General features: G+C 29.8%; 18 protein-coding genes. 11 read left to right on the plus strand and 7 right to left on the minus strand.

The window, feature by feature from the left end:
• Window positions 1–51: 51 nt before the first annotated feature.
• Entirely contained in the window at window positions 52–699 is a 648-nt protein-coding gene (locus CLOBL_RS14645; RefSeq protein WP_077859716.1) for a flavodoxin family protein, read from the minus strand.
• 126 nt (window positions 700–825) lie between these two features.
• Between CLOBL_RS14645 and CLOBL_RS14650 the strand changes: the two genes are divergently transcribed.
• The 3 genes from CLOBL_RS14650 to larA all read left to right on the plus strand — a co-directional run bounded on the left by CLOBL_RS14650 (window position 826) and on the right by larA (window position 3,538).
• Complete coding sequence (locus CLOBL_RS14650; protein ID WP_009167581.1) at window positions 826–1,152, plus strand: helix-turn-helix domain-containing protein; 327 nt, start codon at window positions 826–828, stop codon at window positions 1,150–1,152.
• A gap of 293 nt (window positions 1,153–1,445) precedes the next feature.
• The gene (locus CLOBL_RS14655; RefSeq protein WP_077859717.1) at window positions 1,446–1,967 is read left to right on the plus strand and encodes a nitroreductase family protein; all 522 of its coding nucleotides are present in this window, start codon (window positions 1,446–1,448) and stop codon (window positions 1,965–1,967) included.
• 296 nt (window positions 1,968–2,263) lie between these two features.
• Complete coding sequence (larA, locus tag CLOBL_RS14660) at window positions 2,264–3,538, plus strand: nickel-dependent lactate racemase (protein WP_009167579.1); 1,275 nt, start codon at window positions 2,264–2,266, stop codon at window positions 3,536–3,538.
• A gap of 106 nt (window positions 3,539–3,644) precedes the next feature.
• Here the strand turns inward: larA and CLOBL_RS14665 are convergent, their stop codons facing one another.
• Window positions 3,645–4,796, minus strand: a complete 1,152-nt coding sequence (locus CLOBL_RS14665) for a methyl-accepting chemotaxis protein (RefSeq protein ID WP_077859745.1) — start codon at window positions 4,794–4,796, stop codon at window positions 3,645–3,647.
• 131 nt (window positions 4,797–4,927) lie between these two features.
• Window positions 4,928–5,926, minus strand: coding sequence for a YeiH family protein (locus tag CLOBL_RS14670; protein WP_077859718.1), 999 nt, complete (start codon window positions 5,924–5,926; stop codon window positions 4,928–4,930).
• A 126-nt stretch (window positions 5,927–6,052) separates the two neighbouring features.
• Between CLOBL_RS14670 and CLOBL_RS14675 the strand changes: the two genes are divergently transcribed.
• A complete protein-coding gene (locus CLOBL_RS14675; RefSeq protein WP_077859719.1) occupies window positions 6,053–6,925 on the plus strand; it encodes a LysR family transcriptional regulator in 873 nt (290 codons plus the stop codon).
• 97 nt (window positions 6,926–7,022) lie between these two features.
• On the opposite strand, the gene CLOBL_RS14680 is transcribed toward CLOBL_RS14675, so the two are convergent.
• Together CLOBL_RS14680 and CLOBL_RS14685 are read right to left on the minus strand one after the other, a co-directional pair.
• Entirely contained in the window at window positions 7,023–8,243 is a 1,221-nt protein-coding gene (locus CLOBL_RS14680; RefSeq protein WP_077859720.1) for an MFS transporter, read from the minus strand.
• Window positions 8,244–8,368: 125 nt separating this feature from the next.
• Entirely contained in the window at window positions 8,369–9,004 is a 636-nt protein-coding gene (locus CLOBL_RS14685; protein ID WP_077859721.1) for a flavodoxin family protein, read from the minus strand.
• A gap of 475 nt (window positions 9,005–9,479) precedes the next feature.
• Here CLOBL_RS14685 and CLOBL_RS14690 point away from each other — a divergent pair, with 475 nt between their 5' ends.
• Window positions 9,480–10,052, plus strand: coding sequence for a TetR/AcrR family transcriptional regulator (locus tag CLOBL_RS14690; protein ID WP_077859722.1), 573 nt, complete (start codon window positions 9,480–9,482; stop codon window positions 10,050–10,052).
• Between the two features lie 104 nt (window positions 10,053–10,156).
• On the opposite strand, the gene cooS is transcribed toward CLOBL_RS14690, so the two are convergent.
• Window positions 10,157–12,031, minus strand: a complete 1,875-nt coding sequence (gene cooS / locus CLOBL_RS14695) for an anaerobic carbon-monoxide dehydrogenase catalytic subunit (protein WP_077859723.1) — start codon at window positions 12,029–12,031, stop codon at window positions 10,157–10,159.
• 123 nt (window positions 12,032–12,154) lie between these two features.
• The gene (locus CLOBL_RS14700) at window positions 12,155–12,568 is read right to left on the minus strand and encodes an Rrf2 family transcriptional regulator (protein WP_077859724.1); all 414 of its coding nucleotides are present in this window, start codon (window positions 12,566–12,568) and stop codon (window positions 12,155–12,157) included.
• A 267-nt stretch (window positions 12,569–12,835) separates the two neighbouring features.
• Between CLOBL_RS14700 and CLOBL_RS14705 the strand changes: the two genes are divergently transcribed.
• From CLOBL_RS14705 to CLOBL_RS14730, 6 genes are all read left to right on the plus strand, one after another.
• Window positions 12,836–13,267 (plus strand): MarR family transcriptional regulator, encoded by a 432-nt coding sequence (locus tag CLOBL_RS14705; protein WP_077859725.1) that lies wholly within the window; start codon window positions 12,836–12,838, stop codon window positions 13,265–13,267.
• Window positions 13,268–13,412: 145 nt separating this feature from the next.
• Window positions 13,413–13,922, plus strand: coding sequence for a nitroreductase family protein (locus CLOBL_RS14710; RefSeq protein ID WP_077859726.1), 510 nt, complete (start codon window positions 13,413–13,415; stop codon window positions 13,920–13,922).
• Between the two features lie 26 nt (window positions 13,923–13,948).
• A complete protein-coding gene (locus CLOBL_RS14715; RefSeq protein WP_077859727.1) occupies window positions 13,949–14,236 on the plus strand; it encodes a putative quinol monooxygenase in 288 nt (95 codons plus the stop codon).
• A 434-nt stretch (window positions 14,237–14,670) separates the two neighbouring features.
• A complete protein-coding gene (locus CLOBL_RS14720; RefSeq protein WP_077859728.1) occupies window positions 14,671–15,504 on the plus strand; it encodes a hypothetical protein in 834 nt (277 codons plus the stop codon).
• A complete protein-coding gene (locus CLOBL_RS14725; RefSeq protein WP_077859729.1) occupies window positions 15,470–16,480 on the plus strand; it encodes a spore photoproduct lyase family protein in 1,011 nt (336 codons plus the stop codon). Before CLOBL_RS14720 ends, CLOBL_RS14725 begins: the two co-directional genes overlap by 35 nt.
• 13 nt (window positions 16,481–16,493) lie before the next feature.
• Entirely contained in the window at window positions 16,494–17,192 is a 699-nt protein-coding gene (locus CLOBL_RS14730; RefSeq protein WP_077859730.1) for an SDR family NAD(P)-dependent oxidoreductase, read from the plus strand.
• The last annotated feature ends 195 nt before the right edge of the window (window positions 17,193–17,387 follow it).

Genomic DNA, 17,387 nt, shown 5'->3' on the forward strand with positions numbered 1-17,387 from the left:
TTCTATTCACTCATAATTACATTTAATAAATTTAGGTTCAAACCAACAAAACTATTTCGATTGTTCAACAAATCGTACTCCCATATCAAATGCATTTTGACAGTCTTTTGGGAATTGTTCTTCTCTAACCTTTCTCTTTTTCTTTTCATCAAATAGTGTGGCAACATATTTTGAATAATCATTAAATTGGTATGTGTCATTTACAACTAGGGATTCAAAAGATCCAAAGGTTTTTTCTATATATGCTTGAAGAGATTTTAGATCAGCCTCATAGTCAGCTTTAAATTGCTCATTGGTTACATTCATTGTATAAATGAATCCAGCTGGTATTTTTCTTTGAAAAAGGCTTGCATGATTTTCATCATAGACTAAATATTGAAATACTAGTCTTTCTAAAAAAGATCTCATTGCACTAGTAACCGAATGTAAGTATATTGGAGAGCCTAAAATAATTGCATCAGCACTCGAAACTTTTTCAATAATAGGTGTTAAATCATCCTTTAAGGCGCATTTTCCATAACTTTTACCATCTTTCAATTTACAAGCAAAACAACTTACACAACCTTTATAATTCTGATCATAAAGGTGAATAAGCTCTGTTTCAGCACCAAATGAAGATGCTCCTTCAAGTGCTTTGGTAAGAAGAGTAGCTGTATTTTTATTTTTTCTTGGACTTCCGTTAATTGCTATTACTTTCATTAACTATTACCTCCATCTACATGCTTAATTGACTTTATGTTATGAATTATATATGATAATAAAAAAATAAGTAAGTATGCACTTATTTGTTATATTCTAACCCAAAGGTAAGTAAAGGAGAGATTTATGAATAGTTTTGAGGATAAGTATGGAACCTGTGGAATGCGATATACAATGTCTGTAGTTGAGGGAAAGTGGAAGTGGATTATATTATGGAAAATATATAAAGCTAAGATAATAAGATATAATAAATTGAGGGATAGTTTAGAGCCTATTGCTCATAAGACATTAAGTGCACAACTAAAAGAACTTGAAATCAGTAATTTAATTCATAGAGAACAATATAATGAAGTTCCACCTAGAGTTGAATATTCATTAACTGAAGAGGGAATGACATTAATACCAATTCTTGAACTTATGAGTAAATGGGGCAACGAACATATTAAAAAATAGGATTATTTCGGTTTCATTGTTTTTATGTGGTTTGATGAAGGTTTAGAAGAGGTGATTGAATAAACAATATGACCAGAACTAATAGGTATTTTGTTAAAGTTTTTATGAAATACTTAAAGTGTAACCTATAAATAATAGTAGTAAGAATATGCATTATATATATATTGCAATAATAGAATTACATTTGTAAGGTCTATAGGTTAAGTAAATAACAAGATATAAAATGCATAAAACTAATTGTAAAATTTATATTAAAATTAATTACAAATATATAAAATTAGGAGGAATAATTAATGTTATTTGATAAGTTAAAAACCAGAAGAAGCATTAGAAAATTTGAAAATAAGGAAGTAGAAAAGGAAAAAATAGATATAATTCTTAAAAGCGCTCTACTAGCTCCATCATCCATGTCGAGAAAGCCATTGCAGTTTATTGCTGTCACTGATGCTGAATTGCTTAAAAAACTTTCTTTGTGTAGGGAACCAGGTCCAAGTTATTTAGCATATGCACCTTTGGCAATTATAGTTATAGCTGATAAGGGTGCAAGTGACGTATGGGTTGAAGATGCTTCTATAGCATCAACTTTTATGCAATTGATAGCACATGACTTAGGTTTAGGTTCATGTTGGATACAAGTAAGAAAAAGATTCCGTATAGAACAAGAGTCAGCAGAGGAATATATTAGAAAAGTGATGGAGATACCTGAGCAATATAGTGTTGAATGTATGTTAGCTATTGGCTACCCTGGAGAAGAAAAAAAGCCTTATGAAGAAGATACTTTACTATATGAAAAACTTCATTTTAATAAATTTTAAGTTTAATATCTAAAGATAAAATTAGAAATATAGTCTCCCATTGTAATGTAGCAATATTTTGGTAATTGTGATAATATTATTTTAACAAGGAAAATTGGTCAGACCAAATTGCTTGAGTGTAATAAAAATAACTTTATTCCAAAGTATTGCTGCTATATTATAAACTACATGGATTGCAACAGCTAAAAAATATATTTATTAATAAGAATGTAGTATTTTAAATTAATTATGCAATAATTCTTTAAGTGATGGTTATTTTTATAAAGAGGCTAAAGTATTAGAAAAGGGGAGATATTATGGCAACAATAAAAATACCGTATAACAAAAGATTCTTAGAAGCGAATATTCCGGACGATAATCTTGAAGCGGTGCTTGAATCTAAGGCACACAATTATAAATCAGAGCTTACTCAAGAAGAAATTGTTGAAAAAGCATTGGATAATCCTATTGAAAGTAAACGATTAGAGGAATTGGTACAAGGAAAAAAGAACATGGTTATTATAACAAGTGATCATACTAGACCTGTTCCAAGCAAAATAACTTTACCAATACTTCTTAGAAGAATTAGAAGGGTAAATCCGGATATAGACATAAAGATTCTTATTGCTACAGGATTTCATAGACCTACTACCAGAGAAGAAATGATAGATAAGTTTGGAGAAGAAATTGTAAATAATGAACAAGTAATCAATCATTATTCTCAAAGAAAAGAGGATCAAGCTTTTGTGGGAATTCTTCCATCCGGAGGAGAGCTATGGATAAATAAGTTAGCTGCTGATGCAGAACTTTTAATATCTGAAGGTTTTATAGAACCACATTTCTTCGCAGGATTTTCTGGAGGAAGAAAAAGCATTCTTCCTGGAATTGCAAGTGCTGGTACAATAATGTGGAATCATAATTCTGAATTTATAGGAAGTGGCCATGCAAGAACAGGAATATTAGGTAAGAATCCTATACATGAGGATATGATTTTTGCAGCCGAAAAGGCGGGATTAGCATTCATATTAAATGTTGTTATAGATAAAGACAAAAAGATCATACACGCTGTTAGTGGACATAGTAAATTTGCACATGAAGAAGGATGTAAATTTGTTTCAGAACTTTCAAGCATTAATAGCGTTAAAGGAGATATAGTAATCAGTTCTAATGGTGGATATCCTCTTGATCAGAATATTTATCAATCAGTTAAAGGAATGACAGCAGCAGAAGCTTGTTGCAAGGAAGATTCAGTAATAATAATGGTAGCAGCCTGCAATGATGGGCATGGCGGAGAGTCATTTTATAAAAATATGGCAGAGGCTAAAAGTCCAGCGGAAGTACTTAATAAAGTTCTTCAAGTTTCTAAAGATAAAACGAAGCCAGATCAATGGGAATTTCAAATTTTAGCAAGAATATTAAGCAAAAATAAAGTAATCATGGTAACTGATATGTGTGATCCTGAAATAATTAAAAACATGCATATGGAATGTGCACAAACTATTGAAGAAGCCTTAAAGAGAGCATACGAGTTAAAGGGTGAAAATGTAAAGGTTGTAGTCATACCTGATGGGGTTTCTGTAGTAGTAAAATAATTAATTCATATAAATAATAATTTAATAATTGAGGCGGACCAAACTCAAATGAAGGTGGTTCGCCTTATTATAATATAATTAATTAACTCCTAAAGTTAATGTATTATCACAATTCTTGTGCTATTTTATTTAACTCTTCTGACATAGCGCTCATTTCTTGAATGCTAGCTGTAACCTCTTCTGTGGCAGCAGCTTGTTCTTGGATTGAACCTAATGAATTTCTACTCTCATCTGTTGTTTTTTCTACCTTTTTCTTTATACTATCAGTTAACCTTATAATCTGAGGCACTGTGTCTTTAGACTGGTCAGATAATTTTCTGATTTCTTTTGCAACAACCCCAAAACCTCTTCCAGCTTCTCCTGCTCTAGCGGCTTCTATTGCAGCATTTAGTCCAAGCATATTTGTTTCATTTGCAATTGTTTTTATAAAAGTTGATACTTCATTAATCTCATCTGAAAGTTCTGTTATTTCTTTAATATCTGTATCTAATTTTTGTTCATTTATATGAATATTAGAAGCTGATGCAGCTAATTGTTCAATGGCAGAAGCTATTTCTTCAAGGCCATCTTTAAGATTATTTGACATATCACGAAGATTGCCAGCAAGTACCTTTGGAATTATCAAGCCTAGGGTACCAACAACTTCATTAGAATTGTCTTCATCAAATAGAGGATAGCTTATTATCAAAACAGGAACACCATATTTTGAGCTGTCTACCTTCATAGAAATAGGTCTTTTGGATTTTATAACATTACTGGCGATATCATCTTCCTTTAATTCATAATTTAATTGTATAGTAGACACATCAAATTTTCTAGAGCCTTGCCTTCTAATAACTTTATGTAAATCGGATATATATAGAAAAGCACCCTCTGGAAGCATCTCTGCTAAAATAGGAGCAAAGTCCTTAAAGGATTTTGCAACTGGATGTATTATTGGTAATACAAAAGTGAATGCGCCAACAGCTTGACCTTCTTCGCTAACTAATGACTCTGAAATAACTCTTATTCTTGTCCCATATACAGAACGTGGTAAATTTGCAATGGCAATACCATTCTCTTTCATTGCTCTTTCTGTTGTACCACCTTTTCGTACCTTCTGACCAACCTGAAAAATATCAGGATCAAAAAATTTTGAAGCTTTTCTCCATATAAATGTATCGCCTTCAGCTATAACAAATAAAATTCCTCCTGGAATTACATCTGCCTGTAATTCTGCTACAGCTTTTAAATAACTTATTGCATTTATAGAAATCATAATAGCACCTTCTTCTAAAATTAGATTTAAAAAATTTTGTTTGCTAAACATTACATTATCCTTTTATTGGTATTCCAGAATTAATAAATTTTCATATTGATGTTAGCCTTATATTGAAGTTTGTTTTTATATTACCAGATATGTAAGATATGCTGTATAAGTAGACTAACAAATGCAATGCTTATCCAACAACAAAGTCCCATAATAATTGGTTTTCCACCAGTTTTGATAAGTTTGACTATGTGAGTATTTAAGCCGATTGCACCCATAGCCATTGTAATAAAGAACTTACCTGCTTCAGTTAGAGGTCTTGTAATACTTGCGTCCATGTTAAATGCTGTGCTTATAATAGCAGCTAATAGGAAGAATAAAATAAACCATGGAAATATCTTTGATAGGCTGAGTGTAGTTGATGAATGCTTTTTAGAGCGATATAATGCAAGGCCTAATGTAATTGGAATTATAGCAAGAGTTCGTGTAAGTTTAACAATTGTGGCATAGTTTAGAGCTACATCACTTCCATGAGCACTTGCCCATGTTTGACCAGCAGCAACTACTGAAGAAGTATCATTTATAGCGGTTCCAGCCCACATTCCAAATCCTATGTCATTAAAACCTAATAGGTTACCTAGCATTGGAAATAAGAATGCAGCAATTACATTAAATAAGAAAATAACAGAAATTGATTTTGCAATATCTTCATCATGAGCATCTATAACTGGAGCAGTAGCAGCAACGGCTGAGCCACCACAGATGGAAGATCCTACGCCTACTAATATAGATACATTTGATGGGATTTTCATTAGTTTACTTACTAGATAAGAAACAATTAGTGAGGTTGAAATAGTTGAAACTATAATTAGCAATGATTGACTGCCTACTTTAAATATCTGAAAGAGATTCATTCCGAAGCCAAGTAAAACTATGGCATATTGTAGTATTTTTTTTGATGTGAACTTAATTCCAGCGTCAAAAGAATTATTACGTGGAAAAAGTGCAATTATTAAACCTAATAAAATACCAAATACCGGGCCTCCTATTATTGAGAATTTTTCTCCAAGAAACCAAGCAGCAATACCGATTAAAAACGAAAGTAATAAACCTTGATAATTTTTTTTAATAAAATTCATAATGATTCCCCTTTTCTTAATTTGTACTTCTAAATAGTATATTAGCAGGTAGTAATCATAATTAAAAATTATTTATTTTTATATAATGATAAAAATATGTTATAGTTAATTAAAGAGGTGATAGGTATGTTAGATTTCAGGATAGATACATTTTTAGCTGTATGCAAATACATGAATTTCACTAAAGCATCAGAAGCATTGCGCATTACGCAGCCAGCGGTATCTCAACATATTAAGTATTTAGAAAAGAGCTATGATACCAAGTTTTTTGAATATGAAGGCAAAAAGATAAGCCTTACTAAATCGGGGAAAATATTTTATGAAACTGTTGCTACAATGAAACACGATGAACAATATTTAAAAGAAAAGATTACTCAAGAAAAACTAGGGATAAGAAGCCTTAAATTTGGTGCAACCCTTACAATTGGAGAATTTATATTACCATCAAGACTTAGTAATTATTTAAATAGAAATAATAATATGCGAATGACTATGATTGTAGAGAACACAGAAGAACTTCTTAATAAATTAGAACAGGGTGAAATTGATTTTGCATTAGTAGAAGGATATTTTGTAAAAAATGAATATGATTTTGCTGTATATTCAAGAGAAAAGTATATTTGCGTTGCAGGAAAAGATTATAGATTAAAGAAGCAGCCATGTGTATTGGAGGATCTACTTCAAGAGACCTTGATAATAAGAGAAAAAGGATCAGGCACGCGAGATATTTTTGAGAAAAACTTAGAGAAACAAAACCTAACCCTAAATGATTTCAATAAAGTTGTAGAAATAGGAAATATTAATGCAATAAAGCATTTAGTTAAAAATAATAATGGAATTACATCTTTATATGAAGTTGCGGTGAAAGATGAACTTAAGGATGGAACATTAAAGAAAATAGAAGTTGAAGATTTGCAGAAAACTCATGATTTTTATTTCATATGGAGAAAAAATAGTGCTTTTAAAAGTTTATACCAAGAAATAGTTAAAGAATTTTAAAGAATTTAGACTGAAAAATTATTCTGAAGTTTAAAAGACTCATACTATCCAATTTAGTATGAGTCTTTATAGTACTATAAATTTAACACTTCCATTTTTATAATGATTTTTTACCAGTTTTAAAAAGAATTATTGCTATAATTTGAGTTGCCATTCCAAAAACGCAAACCCCATACCATCCGAAATGAGAATAACTGTATGAGCCTAAAAAGGAACCAGCTGCTCCTCCAAGAAAAAAGCTGACCATATAAATAGTTGTAAGTCTATTACGTGTTTTCTCATTTAAGGCTTGTACTATTGCTTGATTTGAGACATTACAAGATTGTACTCCTAAATCGAGAAAAATAACTCCTAGAATAAGTCCCCATATTTTAAATCCAAATAAGAAGAATAATAAATAGGAAATTATAACTACAATTATACTTATACCTATTGCAAATCTAGGACCTTTCTTATCAGCTAGTTTTCCAACTATTGGAGCTGCAAGAGCACCGCTAATTCCAACTAATCCTAATAGGCCTGCGGCTTCAGATCCCATATTGTAATGAGAACTTTCAAGTAAAAATATAAGTGAAGTCCAAAAGGCGCTGAAAGCTGAAAACATAAGAGCACCATTTATAGACGTTCTTCTTAAAATAGGTTCTGTTTTTATTAAATATAACATTGATCTTAATAATTCAGTATACTTGAGATCTGAAACAGATTTGCATAAGGGTATTAATTTTCTTAGAATAAGCATAAGAATAAACATCATAATTGCGGCAATAAGATAAACAGATCTCCAACCAAGGTAACTACCTAAAATCCCGCTAATTGTACGAGAAATCAATATTCCAACTAATAAACCGCTCATAATCATTCCAATTATTTGACCTCTTTGTTTGGGATCTGACAGTTGCGCAGCTAAAGGAATAATAAGTTGAGGAATGATAGAAGTAAAACCAACAGCAAAAGAGGATAAGGCTAATGTAAAAATGCTTGAAGAGAAAAACATACTCATAAGTGAGACTATTGAGCATAAAAGCATTATTATAATTAATTTTCGTTTCTCTTTTATATCTCCTAGTGGTAATATAAATATCATTCCAACAGCATAGCCTATTTGTGTGAGCATTGCTGCAAAACCTATACTTAATTGATTAACATTAAAGGTTTTAGCTATATCAGCGAGTAAAGGTTGTATATAATATAAATTTGCTACAGTAGCTCCGCAAGCTATGGACATAATTAAAATGAGCAAACGGCTAAGTGTTGGATTAGCTTCTAAATTACTTGAAGAATTATTATCTTTTATTATTGCATTACTTGCTTGATGCATTTTAAATCACTTCCTTATAAAATAACATTTTTAATTGAATAGGGAAATTAGAATAACAATTCTGTAAAGGTTACTTTATTAAATGTGAGATATTGCTATTCTAATGTATGGATGAAAATAATGATTTAGCGAATAAAATTAGTGAATATCTTTTCTTCTCTCTCTGGCTTCTCTATAATTCCGTGTCCGTTTTCTATGAGCTTAAGAAGCCAAGCCATATTTTTTCCTAATATACTCATTATTTGAGTTCCTTCTTCGTCTTGCAATACTTCACCTGGTAATCTTCCATTAATAACATTCCAATAATTCGAAGTAGGGATTAACATCTCAGAGTGATTAATATAATTATTTAATTGATCAAAGGTTGGAATACCGCCAGCTCGTCTTACAGCTACTACAGCAACTCCAACTTTAAGTCTTAGCATACTATTATTAGCCTCTGCTACACGAAAAGCTCTATCTAAGAATGATTTCATTGTCCCTGCAATTGCTGAATAGTGTACTGGTGAGCCTAAGATTATTCCATCTGCATCTTTCATCTTTTGAATCCAATCATTAACAGGATCAGTATTAATAGCACATTTCTCATTTTTATTTTTTGTACAATATCCACAAGCAATGCATCCTCTAATAGATTTATTCCCTACATGGATTATTTCTGTTTCGATTCCCTGCTTTTCAAGTTCATCAGTGACTAATTTTATTCCGTGATAAGTATTACCTTCTTTATTTGGGCTTCCATTAAATGCGATAACTTTCATTGATTTTTCCTCCTAATATAAATAAATTTTTAAAATTTGCAGATTTTATTAAATACAAGTACTAAGTATGATTTGCCATAGTTATTATTTCCATCAGATATTTCAATAATTCAAATCTTTCATTATATATGTTGCAATAATAAAACTACATTTAGGATGTCTATCTGATAAGTAAATATCTAAATGTTAAATGTATAAAATCAATTGCAATATATATAAAATAAAAATCATACTTAAAAAACTAAACGTATAGTTTATAAATATATACTATACTAAACGTTCAGTTTTGTAAATAGTTTTTATATAAAATTTTTCGCTTAATTTATGATTAGAAATTGAAAAAATTATAATTATCGATAATAAAAATTAAAAATTATTAATCTATGACTGGAAATTGATAAATGGAATATATATAATATACGTATAGTTTATTAAGTATATTATTATGAATTGATTACAATGGAGGTAATTATACATGGAAAAAAAATTGGGACGTCCACGTAGTGAAAAAACTAAGCAGGCTATTCTTTCTGCTTCATATGACCTATTGCTTGAAGTTGGTTTTGAAGCAGTTACAATTGAAAAGATTGCTGAAAGAGCTGGGGTTAGTAAGGCTACTATTTATAAATGGTGGGCAAATAAAGCGGCTGTTGTTATGGATGCTTTTTTTGATGCTGCAGTTGTGAGGCTTCCAATACCTGATACGGGATCAACTATTAATGACATGATAATTCAAGTGATTAATTTGGCGAAATTTCTAACTAGTCGAGAAGGAAAAGTAATTAATGAGATAATAGCAGAAGGCCAGTTTGATCAAAAGCTGGCTGAAACTTATCGCTCAATATATTTTAAACCTCGTAGACTCGATTCGAGATATATTTTAGAACGTGGGATTTTAAGAGGAGAATTAAATAATGATTTAGATATAGAATTAACTATGGATTTAATTTTTGGAGCATTATTTTATAGATTATTGATTACAGGTGATGAAGTTAATGAAATGTTTATAAAAAATTTAATAAAATATGCGTTTGAAGGCATAAAATAGTAGTTGGAATTAGTCTTGCCTTAATGAAGCATTAAAATGATTAAGGTAAATAAAACACCTAAGTAATGCAGAATTTGTGCACTATTTAGGTGTTTTAATATTACTTAGATATTCATCTTAACTCGTCTATCTTCAATAATTTTTTCTAGCTCATCAGCAGCTTTAACTACATCTTCTTCAACTATGAGTTTACCACCTGTTATATTAACTAAATCCTCTTTTAAGACTTTAGTAACAACTTCACTTCCATCAATGAATGGAGAGATTGCAACATGTAATGGTAAACCAAGTGTTAATCCAAAGGATGCGTCAGCTAATGCCTGTTCTTCAAGCCATTGTGGTGCTGATAATACTAATGGAAGCTGAGGTATATCAATATTTAAGGTTTCAGCAAGTTCAGTTGCTACCATTTCTAATCTTCCAATAGCAAGACATGGGCCGAAGTTTAATACTGGCGGAATTCCAAGAGTCTTACATACTTCTTTTAAATTATCTCCAGCAAGTTCAGCTGCACCAGGTGACATAAGACCAACATTTTCAAGGCCTCCTGAAGAGCATCCAGCAGATAAAACTAAGATATCTCTTTTTATTAATTCCTTGGTAAGTTCTACAGTAAACACATCGTGACCTTTGGCTGTTAAATTAGAGCAGCCAACAACACCTGCAATACCCTTAATTTTTCCTTTTACAATTAAATCAATAAGTCCGTTCCAATTTCCGCCTAAGAATTCCTTTAAAGAACCTTCGCTTACACCTGTAACAACATCATCATGACCATGGTCCTTTGGAATATCGATTGTTACAGTTTTTCTTCTATTTTTATAACTTTCTAGCGCTTCAATTATAATTTTTTCACTTATTTCTTCAGCATTATTCATATTAAAGTTTATGTACTCAGCATTTTTCTTTTTAGCAACATCATCTATGCAAATAGTTTTTACATTAAATTTTTCAGCTACAGTTTCAAGTCCAGGAATTGTACAGTTAAATTCAGATACGATTAAATCTATAGCACCTGTTGCAAGTACAGCCTCACTTGTATAGTTATTTCCAGCATGTCCTGAGAATACTTCAGTGTAATGTTCCCCTCTTAGCTGCAAATCTTGTCCAACGCAAGTACATCCAACCAATCTAAAGCCTTTTGCTCCTGCAGCTATTGCTTTCTGCTTAATATTTTCATCTATTAATCTCTCTTGAAGATGAGCAATATCAGAATGTTGATGTCCTGTTATCATTATGTTTATGTAATCTTCATCAATTACTCTAAAGCCTACCTTTGCCTGTCTGATTTTTGGAGCACCAAGCATTACATCATTTAAAAGGTTAGTTAGTACTAAACCATATATTCCAGTAGATATTCCAAGATTTAATGCGTTAAATAACATATCTACTGGATCACTATTTAAGTTTGTTGAAGTCTTTACTATAGCATCAAATACTTCTGATTTAGCACCACCAGGTAATATGTTTAATTCTTCCCATTTTTTATATCTTGGAGCATAAGCTAACTTTTTAACTAATTCCATTTTTTCAAATCTAGGCTTATATAAATCATTTAAAACCTCGTTAGCTACTTTAATAGCTTTTGTATTTATGTCTTTTTCAACAATACCAAAGATTTCTGCAAGTTTATCCAAAGTTTCTGGGCTCTTTATCTTAAGATTTCCCTTACCTTCACCAATGTCTTTTAAGTTTCTAGCTGTGTTTTCAACTACATGAAGATAGCAGGCTGAACCAGCAGCAATAGCTCTTAAAAAGTTTCTTGCTACTATGGTATCTGCGTCAGCACCACAAACTCCTCGCGGAGAGCTTGGAGTTATCTTACATGGCCCATTTGAACAAAGTTTACAGCATACTCCTGTTTTTCCAAACTTACATTTAGCTTTTTGTTTTTCAACCCTATTGAAAGAGGTTTCAACTTCTTCTTTTGATGATAAAAATTCGCATAATTTACAATCTGCTGATGTACACATTGACATACTAATCGTCTCCTTTGTATTTAATATTTTGTGGTAAAGTAAAATTAAACTATACTTAAAAGGTGTACTTTTGTTCGAATATAAAGGGCTTTCGCCCTTTATATTTTTTTATAAAATTTAAAGTTACCAAGTATCATTTTTTAGACTATCAAAATTAACTTTTTCTAATTCAGTCACAATTGTATTTTGGATACCGCACAAAGACCTATGTATAGAACAATGACCGCCTTTATTAGCACTACATGTTTCTTTGTCATAAACACATCTTGTTAAAATAATAGGACCTTGTATAGCTTCAACCACATCTTTCAAGGTTATATCCTTTGGGTTTTTTATTATAGCATAGCCGCCATTAACCCCTCTGTATGATTTAACAATTCCAGCTTGAGTCAGCTTTCTAGTTAATTTTAATAAAAATCTAAGAGGAATATTTCCTTTTTCAGATAAAGATTTTGCATCTAATTTATTGTCTACTCCTTCTTTAGATAGCATAAGCACTATCCTAAAAGCATAATCAGATTCTTGATTTATATTCATACATTTTACTCCTTAAAAGTATACCGACTTAGTATATTTTATGATAGTATAATTTTTTATGATTGTCAATGATTTTCATGTAAAGGAATGAAACATAGGGATTTGTTGACATAATTTAATAAGTAATATATAGTTGTATGTACAAACAATAATTCGCTAGATTAGATTTTAATAGACTAAAAAATCATGAGTTTTACTTATTTAATGTTATAATACTCATATAAAACATAATATGATAGAAATTCGATTTGAAAGGAAAATATAATAATGTTAGATATAAATGAATTATTGTGTGATTGCTTATATTTTTCATCTAATAAATTAGCTAGAGTTATAGGGAAAATAGCAGATGAGGAATTTAGAATAACAGGACTTTCACCAACATATATTTACTTAATTAGTGTTGTTGGCAAAAAAGAAGGAATAACTCAAAAGGAATTAGGAGAAGTTCTATGCATTGCACCATCAACAATAACTAGATTTATAGATAAGCTCGAAAATAAAGGCCTTTTAAGAAGGCAAAATGAAGGAAAGAAATCTTTTATATATTTAACTGCTAAGGGAAAAGACCTTCAACCAGATATAAATATTGCATGGGGGAATCTTCATTCAAGATATTTAGAAGCTATTGGAGAAGAAGAGTACAAAAAGCTTATTACAGTAATAAATTTAGCATGTGATAAGATGGAGAAAAAATAATCTGTTTTTAAGTTTTAGGTGGTATGAAGATGTTATAGCTATGAGTTTATGAATTAAATTATTAGTAGCTCTTCATAAAATCTAAAAATTGAATATAAAGTATTAATATTGTTGTATGTACAACTAAATTAAGGAGGTATTACTAGTGGAAACAATTTTTAATAGAAGAAGTATTAGAAAATATAAAGATCGGTCGGTTGAAAAGGAAAAAATAGAAAAATTATTAAGAGCTGCTATGCAAGCACCTTCAGCAGCTAATCAACAACCTTGGGAATTCATTGTTGTTGAAAATAAAGATACTTTAAATAAATTGTCAGGGATGAGTCCATATTCGAAAATGGCCGGAAGTGCTCCATTAGCCATAGTTGCCTTAGCGAATAGTGATAATTATAGGATTCCTTCAGCTTGGCAGCAAGATATGGGGGCTTCCGTAGAAAACTTATTGTTAGAAGCAGCTTATTTGGATCTTGGAGCAGTTTGGCTAGGAGTAGCAACAGCTGAAGAAAATATGAAGTATATAAAGAATCTTTTTAGTTTACCTGAACATATCAAACCGTTTGCTTTAATTATAGTTGGATATCCTGATGGCAATCAAAGTAATTCGTTTGTGGATAGATTTAATGATAAGAAAGTTCATTATGAAAATTGGAAATAATATAATTAAGTGAAGGATGATTAATTATGGTAAAAGTAGTAGCAAAACATTATGTTAAAGAAGATAAAATTCAAAATGTAATTGAATTAGCAAAAGAATTGGCGGCGACAACTGTAAAAGAAGAGGGCTGCATAAAATATGAAATGTATCAAGATGAAAAAGATAAAACCATATTAACTATGATAGAAGAATGGCAAGATAAAAAGGTTTTAGAAAAACATATGTCATCTGAACATTTTCAAAGAATAGTACCACTAATGAGTGAATTCATGACAAAGTCGGGAGAAATAAATATATATTTAAAGGTAGTTTAGAAATTAATGAAGTGTTAAAAATTAGATTTAAATTATTATCAAGACACTTTATATGAGAATTTCTATTAAAATTTAATGATAATTAGTATTGTAAATAATTTTTGAAAGCATTTTATGCAAGAGAAGATTATTTACAATTTTTTTTTTATAATATATTCATTTATACAGTTAAACTAGACTGGGCGATTTCATATTTAAAAAATACTTAGAATTAATACAGACATTAAGTAATAAATTATAAAAATCTTTAAGATAAAATGAAATTTTCCGGGAAAAACCTTAATATTAAGAGTTATTTTATAGATTAAAACTATTTTTATTGCTTGAATACTACCATATATTTACTATAATTATATATAAATAGTATTTTATAACTAAAATAGTACGATAATATTGGCATCGATTTAATATGTATAATTTGGAGTGAGTATTATATGGTTTATTTTTTGACGGCGTTATATTATGAAGCAAAAGATATAATTTGTCATTATAAAATGAAAAAGGTTATAGGAATCACAAAATTTCAAGTTTTTAAAGGTGAAAATGAAATACTTATAATTAGTGGAACAGGTGGAATAAAAGCCATAGTTGCTGCAACTTATTTATTAACAAATTTTGAACATAATGAAGATGATATTTTTGTGAATATAGGTACTTGTGGTTCTGTAAAAAATAACTTCCAAGAGGGCGAAGTGTTTTTGTGCAATAAACTAGTAGATAACTTTTCTAAAAAAGCGTTTTATCCAGATATGCTATTTAAGAATCCTTTTAATGAAGGAATATTAGAATCTTTTTCAAATGTTGTAAATGCAAATATAGAACAAAATATAGAGGCTGATATTGTAGATCAAGAAGGAGCATTTGTATATGAAGCCGTTTCTATGTTTTTCAATCCACAAAATATTTATATAATAAAAATTGTGTCAGATATGCTGAATTCAAGTTTGGTTACTCCGCAATCAATAGAAAGATTGATGGGAGAAGCTATGCCTGAAGTGTATAACTGGTTGAAAGAAAGAGTTAAAGTAAAATTTAATAATCAAGATATTATAAGTATGGAAGAATATAAACTTTTAAAAGATTTATCAGAAAATATAAAACTTACTTTAGCTATGGATATTGAACTAAAAAAATTATCAAAGCAATACAAGATAAGAAATGGATACATTATAGATGTAATTAATAAGTATAAAAACTCTGAGTGTAAATCTAAAATTGAAGGGAAGAGAGTATTTGGAGAACTTAAGACAAGACTTATGGAATTATAAATTTTCTCATGTTTATGTAGAAAAAGAGGCTTTTAACTATTCTACTTCATCTAAAATTCTTTCTCATTTAAAAAATAGTAGAATAATTGAAATAGATCATTACAAAGATGTATTTTGTAGAAAAAATCAAAATTTTGTACTCCAAAAGAATAGCCCAAAACTTATACTAGCCGTAAAGAAAAATAATTTTGTGTATAATGGTTCAGAAATGTGTGATGATTTTGGAAACGATAATTTTTATTATACTTCAGCGGTTATGAATTGTGTTTATAATTGTGAGTACTGCTATTTGCAAGGGATGTATCCGTCAAGTAATGTTGTTATATTTGTTAATATTGATGATACGATAAATGAAATAGAAAAAATGCTTAAGAGTCATCCAGTATATCTTTGTGTTTCTTATGATACGGATTTAATGGCAATTGAAAATATTACGGGCTTTCTGCATAAGTGGATTGAGGTTGGAGCTAAATATGAAAATTTAAAGATAGAAATAAGAACTAAAAGTGCAAATTTTAAACTGTTAAAAGATATACATTGTTTAGATAATATAATTTTAGCATGGACTTTATCACCTGATAAAATTATTGAAGAATTTGAAGGAAATACTCCGTCTTTAGAAAAAAGATTACGAAGTATAGAAGAGGCAATAGATTATGGATGGAGAGTAAGACTTTGCTTTGATCCTATTCTTTACATAGAAAATTGGAGTGAGTTATATAAAGAGTGTATAGAAACAACATTTAATAAACTTAATAAGAATAAAATTTATCAAGTGAGCATAGGAGTGTTTAGAGTATCTAAGGATTATTTAAAAATAATGAGCAAACTAAGAGTGAACTCAAAGATATTAGCATATCCTTTCATTACTGATGATGGTATCTGCAGTTATAATATAAAGCATATCGATCAAATGATAAGTTTGGTAAGAAGTGAAATAGAAAAATATATGTCTCCAAATAAGATATATATGTAAAGGAGTAGAATATATGAAATCTGCAATAATAACAGGAGCATCATCTGGAATAGGATTAGAAATAACAAAAGTTCTTTTAAATCATAGTTATAAGATATATGGTTTAGCTAGAGACTTTTCAAAAACAGATTTACAGCATGTCAATTTCATTAAAGAAGTTTGTGATATAACTAAAACTTCTATGTTGGAAGAAAAGATAAAACATATAAGAAACCTTGAAAATGAGATATCTATTTTAGTAAATGATGCAGGGGTGGGATATTATGGTCCTCATGAAGAAATAAATGTAAAAAAACTTCATGCAATGATAGCAACAAATTTAGAGGCACCTATAATTTTAACTCACTTGCTTTTAAGAGATCTTAAAAAGAATTCAGGATACATAATAAATATATCTTCAACAACAGCTAAAAAAGCAAGTCCTATAGGATGCGCTTATTCTGCTACAAAAGCAGGTCTTAGCCACTTTAGTGAAAGTTTATTTGAGGAAACCCGTAAAGCTGGTGTTAAAGTAGTTACCATACATCCAGATATGACTAAGACTGATTTTTATAAAAATGCAAATTTTAAAGAAGGAGAAGTGCCAGAGTCATATATAACAGGAGAATGTGTAGCAAATGTTGTGGAAATGATATTAAACCAGAGAGAGGGAACTGTTTTAACGGATATAACTATTAGACCTCAAAAGCATATGATTTCAAAAAAGAAATAAGGTTATAAATAAGAGAGTTCTGTAGAAGCATAATATAATATTCCTTAAAATAAGTTTTACATTTAGATAATAGATTAGAAAAATAAGTAATGTAAAAAAGATATTACCCCAGGCAGTTGTTAAAAGATTTAAAGTAAAAAAGCCGGTCTTCTTTTAACATAATACACACAATAAGAATAATATATATCAAAGTAA

The sequence above is a fragment of the Clostridium sp. BL-8 genome, from assembly GCF_002006495.1.
In the GTDB taxonomy this organism is placed as follows: Bacteria; Bacillota; Clostridia; order Clostridiales; family Clostridiaceae; genus Clostridium.

What these genes read in the sequence shown, in the direction of transcription:
- CLOBL_RS14645 (WP_077859716.1), bottom strand. Translation starts at nt 699, where the DNA reads ATGAAAGTAATAGCAATTAACGGAAGTCCAAGAAAAAATAAAAATACA.
- CLOBL_RS14650 (WP_009167581.1), top strand. Translation starts at nt 826, where the DNA reads ATGAATAGTTTTGAGGATAAGTATGGAACCTGTGGAATGCGATATACA.
- CLOBL_RS14655 (WP_077859717.1), top strand. Translation starts at nt 1,446, where the DNA reads ATGTTATTTGATAAGTTAAAAACCAGAAGAAGCATTAGAAAATTTGAA.
- larA (WP_009167579.1), top strand. Translation starts at nt 2,264, where the DNA reads ATGGCAACAATAAAAATACCGTATAACAAAAGATTCTTAGAAGCGAAT.
- CLOBL_RS14665 (WP_077859745.1), bottom strand. Translation starts at nt 4,796, where the DNA reads ATGATTTCTATAAATGCAATAAGTTATTTAAAAGCTGTAGCAGAATTA.
- CLOBL_RS14670 (WP_077859718.1), bottom strand. Translation starts at nt 5,926, where the DNA reads ATGAATTTTATTAAAAAAAATTATCAAGGTTTATTACTTTCGTTTTTA.
- CLOBL_RS14675 (WP_077859719.1), top strand. Translation starts at nt 6,053, where the DNA reads ATGTTAGATTTCAGGATAGATACATTTTTAGCTGTATGCAAATACATG.
- CLOBL_RS14680 (WP_077859720.1), bottom strand. Translation starts at nt 8,243, where the DNA reads ATGCATCAAGCAAGTAATGCAATAATAAAAGATAATAATTCTTCAAGT.
- CLOBL_RS14685 (WP_077859721.1), bottom strand. Translation starts at nt 9,004, where the DNA reads ATGAAAGTTATCGCATTTAATGGAAGCCCAAATAAAGAAGGTAATACT.
- CLOBL_RS14690 (WP_077859722.1), top strand. Translation starts at nt 9,480, where the DNA reads ATGGAAAAAAAATTGGGACGTCCACGTAGTGAAAAAACTAAGCAGGCT.
- cooS (WP_077859723.1), bottom strand. Translation starts at nt 12,031, where the DNA reads ATGTCAATGTGTACATCAGCAGATTGTAAATTATGCGAATTTTTATCA.
- CLOBL_RS14700 (WP_077859724.1), bottom strand. Translation starts at nt 12,568, where the DNA reads ATGAATATAAATCAAGAATCTGATTATGCTTTTAGGATAGTGCTTATG.
- CLOBL_RS14705 (WP_077859725.1), top strand. Translation starts at nt 12,836, where the DNA reads ATGTTAGATATAAATGAATTATTGTGTGATTGCTTATATTTTTCATCT.
- CLOBL_RS14715 (WP_077859727.1), top strand. Translation starts at nt 13,949, where the DNA reads ATGGTAAAAGTAGTAGCAAAACATTATGTTAAAGAAGATAAAATTCAA.
- CLOBL_RS14720 (WP_077859728.1), top strand. Translation starts at nt 14,671, where the DNA reads ATGGTTTATTTTTTGACGGCGTTATATTATGAAGCAAAAGATATAATT.
- CLOBL_RS14730 (WP_077859730.1), top strand. Translation starts at nt 16,494, where the DNA reads ATGAAATCTGCAATAATAACAGGAGCATCATCTGGAATAGGATTAGAA.